The sequence below is a fragment of the Sporosarcina sp. D27 genome (assembly GCF_000586555.1).
In the GTDB taxonomy this organism is placed as follows: domain Bacteria; phylum Bacillota; class Bacilli; order Bacillales_A; family Planococcaceae; genus Sporosarcina.
On the sequence record NZ_AZUC01000015.1, the window covers coordinates 43,735 to 50,771 of the forward strand.

8 protein-coding genes are annotated in these 7,037 nt (G+C 41.7%); 3 read left to right on the plus strand and 5 right to left on the minus strand.

The genetic code is table 11. From position 1 onward, the window contains the following. Nucleotides 1–33: 33 nt before the first annotated feature. The 4 genes from N693_RS0104595 to N693_RS0104610 form a co-directional block, all read right to left on the minus strand. Nucleotides 34–2,073: a TRAP transporter permease gene (locus N693_RS0104595; RefSeq protein WP_025783617.1), complete on the minus strand. Its 2,040-nt coding sequence runs from the start codon at nucleotides 2,071–2,073 to the stop codon at nucleotides 34–36. Next, nucleotides 2,030–2,587, minus strand: coding sequence for a DUF1850 domain-containing protein (locus N693_RS0104600; protein ID WP_025783618.1), 558 nt, complete (start codon nucleotides 2,585–2,587; stop codon nucleotides 2,030–2,032). The genes N693_RS0104595 and N693_RS0104600 overlap by 44 nt, the downstream gene beginning before the upstream one ends. A gap of 87 nt (nucleotides 2,588–2,674) precedes the next feature. Beyond that, a complete protein-coding gene (locus N693_RS0104605) occupies nucleotides 2,675–3,670 on the minus strand; it encodes a TAXI family TRAP transporter solute-binding subunit (RefSeq protein WP_025783619.1) in 996 nt (331 codons plus the stop codon). A gap of 175 nt (nucleotides 3,671–3,845) precedes the next feature. Further along, nucleotides 3,846–4,397 (minus strand): phosphatidylglycerophosphatase A, encoded by a 552-nt coding sequence (locus N693_RS0104610; protein WP_025783620.1) that lies wholly within the window; start codon nucleotides 4,395–4,397, stop codon nucleotides 3,846–3,848. 116 nt (nucleotides 4,398–4,513) lie between these two features. On the opposite strand from N693_RS0104610, the gene N693_RS0104615 reads away from it, so the two are divergent. The 3 genes from N693_RS0104615 to N693_RS0104625 all read left to right on the plus strand — a co-directional run bounded on the left by N693_RS0104615 (nucleotide 4,514) and on the right by N693_RS0104625 (nucleotide 6,273). Beyond that, nucleotides 4,514–5,236 carry an esterase family protein gene (locus tag N693_RS0104615; RefSeq protein ID WP_025783621.1) on the plus strand — a complete coding sequence of 241 codons (723 nt, stop codon included), beginning with the start codon at nucleotides 4,514–4,516 and terminating at the stop codon, nucleotides 5,234–5,236. 76 nt (nucleotides 5,237–5,312) lie between these two features. Next, nucleotides 5,313–5,831: a YjcG family protein gene (locus N693_RS0104620; protein ID WP_025783622.1), complete on the plus strand. Its 519-nt coding sequence runs from the start codon at nucleotides 5,313–5,315 to the stop codon at nucleotides 5,829–5,831. Nucleotide 5,832: 1 nt separating this feature from the next. Beyond that, nucleotides 5,833–6,273, plus strand: coding sequence for a GNAT family N-acetyltransferase (locus tag N693_RS0104625; protein WP_025783623.1), 441 nt, complete (start codon nucleotides 5,833–5,835; stop codon nucleotides 6,271–6,273). A 544-nt stretch (nucleotides 6,274–6,817) separates the two neighbouring features. Here N693_RS0104625 and N693_RS20795 read toward each other — a convergent pair. Continuing rightward, nucleotides 6,818–7,037: hypothetical protein (locus N693_RS20795; protein WP_216593576.1), on the minus strand; the 220-nt coding region annotated here is incomplete at its 5' end.

Consider the following 7,037-nt stretch of genomic DNA (forward strand, 5'->3'; position numbering starts at 1 on the left):
GCCCGCCTGCATAGTATGACAGACGGGCTGGAATTATACAGTTGCGGTTTCTTCTTCTTTGTTTTTGTCTTTAGTGACTAGTTGAATTGCAAACAGAATAACAAACAATCCAAGTCCGATAAAATCCGTTTTCGTTTCTGGATAGATCAGCATCATCCCCGTCGCAACCGTAATGATTCGTTCGATCCAGTTGATTTTTCGATACCAGAAGCCAATCAGACCTGCGCCTATTGCTATCATCCCGATTATGGCCGTGACGGTCACCCAAATAATTTCCCACACACTGGCGTCAATCATGAGCATGGCAGGGTTAAATACAAACATATACGGAATAATGAAAGCCGCGATGGCAAGTTTGGCCGATGTGACACCAGTCTTAATCGGATCTCCACCTGAGATTCCGGAAGCTGCAAAAGCTGCGAGCGCAACTGGCGGTGTGATATCTGCAATAATACCGAAGTAGAATACGAACAAGTGAGCAGAAATCGCAACGACTACCGGTACTGTTGCATCTGGTGTATCCAACATCAGCAACGTAATGATTGCTGGTGCTGCAATCGTAGAAGTGATGACATAGTTTGCTGTAGTTGGTGAACCCATTCCAAGAACGATTGCAGCAAACATTGTAAAGATAAGCGTTAGCAAAATGTTTCCTCCAGCAGCTGACACAAGTCCATTTGCTAAACTTAGTCCAAGACCTGTTTTTACAACTACTCCGACAATAATACCTGCACAAGCTGTCGCTGCAGCTACAGCGAGTGCTGTACGTGCACCGTCCACAAGTGCTTGAATAATATCTTTAAATCCGAGACGTGTCTCTTTGTTGAACGAACTAACAACAAGTGTTAACACAATTCCGAGTAACGCAGCTTTCATCGTTGGAATACCAAGTAACAAGAATACAATGATTCCGATGATAGGAAGTAGTAAGTAAATCTTTTTCAATGTTTCTTTACGATTCGGAATCTCTTCAGGTTTCATTCCTTCTAGTCCGACCCGTTTTGCTTCAAAATGCGTCATAATCCAAATACCTGTGAAATACAGCAACGCTGGTATTGTAGCTGCTTTAGCAATTTCCCAATACGTAACGCCGCCAATGAATTCCACCATCAAGAACGCAGCAGCCCCCATGATTGGTGGCATGATCTGTCCCCCTGTTGAAGCAGCTGCTTCAACACCGCCAGCAAATTCTTTTCGATAGCCGAGCTTCTTCATCATTGGAATTGTATAAGAACCTGATCCAACAACGTTTGCTACAGAACTACCGGAAATTGTTCCTTGCAGAGCACTTGAGAAGATTGCAACTTTTGCTGGTCCACCTGTCAATTTACCTGCCAGTACAACTGCTAAATCATTGAAATAGTTGCCGACTCCCGTTTTCACAAGGAATGCCCCGAACAACAGGAACACGAAAATGAAGGTAGCAGATACGCTAATCGGTGTTCCTAGAATCCCGTCTGTTGTAAAGAACATCAACTGGACTAGATTATCTAAATTCTGACCTCTGTGTGCTAGGAAACCTGGGAAATAAGGTCCGAAAAATGCATAAACTAAGAACACACCTGAAATAATCGTAATTGGTAAGCCTACAGCACGACGAGCTGCTTCCATCGTTAATAGGACAGCCAATATCCCGACGATCAAGTCTAAATCAGACACACGACCTACTCTTAAAACGAGTTCGTTCATATTGAGCGGCCAGTACAATCCAACACCAATAGAAAGAAGAGACAAGATCATATCATAAAATGGAACTTTGTTTCGTTTCTCCCCTGGTTTTTTACGTGCCGGAAACAGTAGAAAAATCAGAGATAGCGCAAATCCTAAGTGAATCGATCGCTGAATATAGGCTGTGAACGGTGTTCCGATTGAGGTATACAATTGAAAAATTGAAAATGCTAACAGGCCAAAAAACACAATCTTGCGGAGTATGCCTCCTAAATCCCTCGTGTTGGATTCAGGGTCGTATTTTTGAAGGAGCTCTAACTGTTCCTTTTCGGAAAGTGTTTCAAAACGCTCATCATTTGGATTAGTTATCGGATCCACTTTCTGTTCTTTCTTTCGCTTTGCCATTCAAGTTGACTCCTTTCATGATTTCATATAGGGTTAATTTTTTCACACGGAATTCGTACGAATGTCCACGTTCCAAGTAAGCTTTTAAATTCGTTTCTTTCCCTTTATAACGAAATGCTAATTGTGCATCTACATCTCCAATATAAAGTACAAAAGAATCGACTACTTTATCCTCATATGTAAGTGTATAAATGCCATCTTCCGTCACAGACAATGTTTCTCCTTCTTCTGCAAATCCCGGAAGACCAATTCCAACATCTTCATAACGCATCGTTAGAAATTTTAACGAACTGTCCTCCTGTACCTGATAGGTTTCTAGTACATCTGTTAAAAAAATCGAATGGACATATCGGATTTGAAATTCCAAGTCATCCGATAAGAGTCGATACGTCATTTGGGGATTTTCCGTCCTCGTTTCTGTAAACGTAAATGCTCGTTTTACTGGAATCGTTAGACTACTGACAATTAGAAAAATTACAATGAGCAAACCAAGCGGAATCCCCCATCGTTTCATCCGCTCACCTCTTTATACAGTTCTAAGAATGCAGAAGGGACGAATGAAGCATCGATCGCCTCACCGCCCCATTCCCTCTTTCATTTCTTATTTGTTTACTTCGTCAAAGTACTTTTGAGCACCTGGGTGTACTGGAATCCCAATTCCGTCAAGGCCAGTTTCAGCTTTGATTAGTTTCCCTTTTGCGTGCTGAAGTTTTGGTGCATTGTCGTAAATTGCTTTTGTAATTTCATAAGCAAGATCTTCAGGAACTTCGTTTTGGATAACAAGCATAGCTCCTACTGAAACAGTAGGTGTATCTTCAGCCAAACCATAAGTTCCAGCTGGAATAACTTCTTTAGCATAGTATTTATACTTGCTGATGAGTTCATCTGCCTTGTCATCTTCAACAGGTACTACAAAAACTTTCGCTACTGCGTTCAAACCTTCAACAGCACCAGTTGGAGTTCCAGCTGTAATGAATGCCGCGTCAATTTGACCTGCTTGTAAACTTTCCTGAGACTCCCCAAAGTCCAGGTTTTGTGGCTTGATATCTTCCATTGTCAAACCGTGGATTTCAAGAAGTTGCTCTGCATTTGCATACGTACCAGAGCCAGGAGCTCCAACAGACACTTTCTTACCTTTCAAATCATCAAATGTTTTAATTCCCGTCTTGTCCAGTGTCACTAGTTGTACAGTTTCAGGATAAAGTGAGCCAATTGCAGAAACTGTATCGACTTTATCATCCTTAAACATCATTTCGCCTTCTTGTGCATAATACGCGATATCCGTTTGTACGAAAGCGATTTCAGCATCCCCGTCTTTAAGTGCTGTCATGTTAGCTGCGGAAGCCTGAGATACTTCAGCTGATGTTTTTACACCTGTATCTTTTTCGATGAACTCCGCAATGGCACCACCAAGAGCGTAGTACGTACCTTGAGTTCCTCCAGTTAATACACTAAGGAACTTATATTCTTTACTGCTATCTGAATCCCCTTTTGCTCCATCTTCCTTTTCCCCAGCATCATCTGATGTGCCACACGCTGCAAGTGCAAGCACTGCAATGAGTAGCATCGAGATGAGCCCTAAAAGTTTCTTATTCATCCAATAACCCCCTATTTATCTATTCCTCTAGTAATGTATATTCTACCATGTAAGCGGGTTCAATTGTCAATCTTTTTCAGAAAACAAAATTATTTGCAACCGTTTTCATTATGTATACATAAAAAAGAAAAGAGCGATTTATCACTCTTTTCAATTCTAATTTTTTGTCATTTTCTTACTTCGCAGCATCTTTCACATCGTCGAACGTCAATCCGGCCTCTTCCAGATCACGTGATCGATGGGCAATTCGAGCTGCCGCACATGATGCAACACTTGCTACTAAATCATCTAGAAATGTATGGACTTTATTTCCTTTTTTAGTATCTAAATCATTAATAATACCGACTTTGTTTTTATCTAAGTGACCAAACGTCGTCACTGCAATCGAACCATATGTAAATACGGCTCCTAGAGCAATTGTTTCATCTACTCCGAAAAGACCTTCATCCGATTCAACGATATCTTGTAACGGTTTAGATAATTTGCCTTGTTCACAAAGCTCGTCCAGCTCAATGCCAACTAGTATCGCATGTTGAAGTTCGCGCTTTTTCAATACATTCACGACAGAGTCCACACACTGTTCAAGCTGTAGCTCTTCATTATAAGGCGCTTGCATTTCATAGACGATTTTCGCGATATCTATCAGCTCTACCCCACGGCGCTGCAACGCTTCTTTTGTTGCTAGTGCAATTACTTCTGATCGTACTTTGCTTTTTCCGTCAAACATAGCTACCATCCCCTTCTAATTTCTAGCTGCCCGACTTTCCGCCAATCGTGCACATTATACCCTCTAACCATCCTATGTTACAATTTCCTTGAATAGACTTGTGAGGGGGTTACATGATGAACAATGGAAAAATTCATGATATTCAATTTTACAGCAAAGAACTTCAGGAAGAAATGGAGCTGCTCATTTACCTTCCGTATAATTATTCTCCACTATATAAATACTCGGTCCTTTTTGCATCAGATGGAAAAGACTATTTTCAGTATGGAAGAATCGGAAAAGTTATAGATGAATATTTAGATAAGGAAGAGATTGAAAATGTTATCGTTGTTGGCATTCCATACAAATCTGTTGCTGAACGTCGTAGAATGTATCATCCAGATGGAAATCGTCAAAAAGACTACATCCGTTTCCTCGTCCACGAACTCGTCCCTTATATAGACGAGCATTATCCGACTTATCAAATTGGCGGAGGGCGAGGACTGATTGGTGATTCTCTTGCTGCCACAGTTTCTTTACAGGCTGCATTGCAATATCCAAATTGTTTTGGCAAAGTCATACTCCATTCTCCTTATGTGGACGAAAATGTGCTTGAAGCGGTAAATTCAGCTAAGAACCCTTCATGTCTATCGGTTTATCACGTCATCGGAACTGGGGAAACCCAAGTTGCTACGACTGTCGATGGAAAACAAGACTTTTTGACTCCGAATCGTGAGCTCAACAAATTATTTGGAAATAAAGGATTTCCGTACTTCTATGAAGAATTTAATGGAGAGCATACCTGGAAATATTGGCAGCCAGATGTGCGTCGTGCTGTCCAAATGGTATACGGACAATAACCAATCGGACAATTCCAAACAATTCTGCTATACTTAAAAGAAGAGTTGTATTCACTTTCCTAAGGAGGTTTTTTACATGAAATACGGCGTTGTAGCATTTCCATCAAAAAAATTGCAAGATCTAGCAAATGGATATCGCAAACGGTATGATCCTCACTACGCTCAAATCACTCCTCATATGACTGTAAAAGGTGTTTTCGAGGCAGATGAAACTGAAATTAGAGAAGTGGCTGAAGCATTGCGTAACGTAGCAATGAAAAACAAGCCATTCGAGCTGAACGTTTCAAAAGTAAGCTCTTTTGCGCCAATAACAAATACTATATATTTTAAAGTTGCCCCAAATGAGGAGCTACTTGCTTTGCACAAAGCTCTCAATAATGAGGAGTTTTTCGGTCCACTACCACAATATGCGTTCGTTCCTCACATAACAATTGCTCAAAGTCTAACTTCCGGTGAGCATGATGACATTATCGGTCAATTAAAGATGCTTGGTGCAGATCACTCAGAGATCATTGATCGCATCCATCTTCTGTATCAACTAGAGGACGGCTCGTGGACAGTATACGAAACGTTCCGTCTACAAGAGGAAAACTGATTTGTACGAGGTGAAGATCGCCGCGTCTGAACAAGAACGTGAAGCTGCATTTACTGTACGGAAGAAAGTATTTGTAGAAGAACAAGGGGTTCCCCTAACGATGGAAATTGACGAGCACGACACGTCTGCATCCCATTTCGTCGTCTATGATGGGCAGAAAGCAATCGCTGCTGGTCGCATCAGAAGTATCGCCAGTGAAGTGGGGAAGGTGGAACGTGTTTGTGTATTAAAAGAATATCGTGGCCAACACCTTGGTGTACTAATTATGAACGCTCTTGAGGAACATGCAAAAAAGACTGGCATTCACAAAATCTTGTTGAATGCTCAGTCTTATGCAATTCCTTTTTACGAGAAACTTGGGTATGGTGTCACTTCTCCCGAATTCATGGACGCGGATATTCCTCATCGCGCCATGGAAAAACAAATGGACCCAGCACTTTAGAATATTGAAAAGCCCCATTCCTATTTTAGGAATGGGGCTTCAGACTGCAAACAAAAGGGATGGAAATCGATTTGATTTCCATCCCTTTTGTCGTTTGGCATCGTTGATTCTGGAAATGAAGGATGACAGGCCGTTGATCTCCGTTCCGGACGGGCGCTTTCCGGGGGCTTGCCCTCAGCCTCCTCGTCGCTTCGCTCCTGCGGGGTCTTCGCGCTGCGCTGATCCCCAGGAGTCGCCGTCCTGCACTTCAATCAACTGAACGTTCTTTGACACAATTACATCATTCAATCAAAGAATGCAATCGGAGTGCTCCATGTCCAGCTGGCAAGAATAACTAGATGTAGTAGAAGACTTGAGACAACGATATGAAATCAAGGAAGTCTAAGGAAATGTAAAGAGACCGCTGAACGCGTTTTTGCCGATGCCAAGGAGAAGCATGGTACGCGATGGACAACCCTAAGTGGGTTTAGGGTATTAAATAAATTACATTTTATTAAGTACAACTGTATGCTGGTCTCCCATATAGGTAATATTGTTCTCCAACCTATTGATAAATGAAGGAAAAATCAATTGCTGCCTCTATTTTAAGGACCAGATGGTCTCGCAAAACTAATTGTTCGATCGCAAGCATTTCCATCTGTTCCCGTTCTTTGATTTGATTCTTCATCATTATTTCCATCACCTCATTTGATAGTTGAGAGATCCTGTTGATTGTAGCGGAGAGCGGCGACTCCGGAGGGATAAGCGAAGCTTGAAGACCCTGG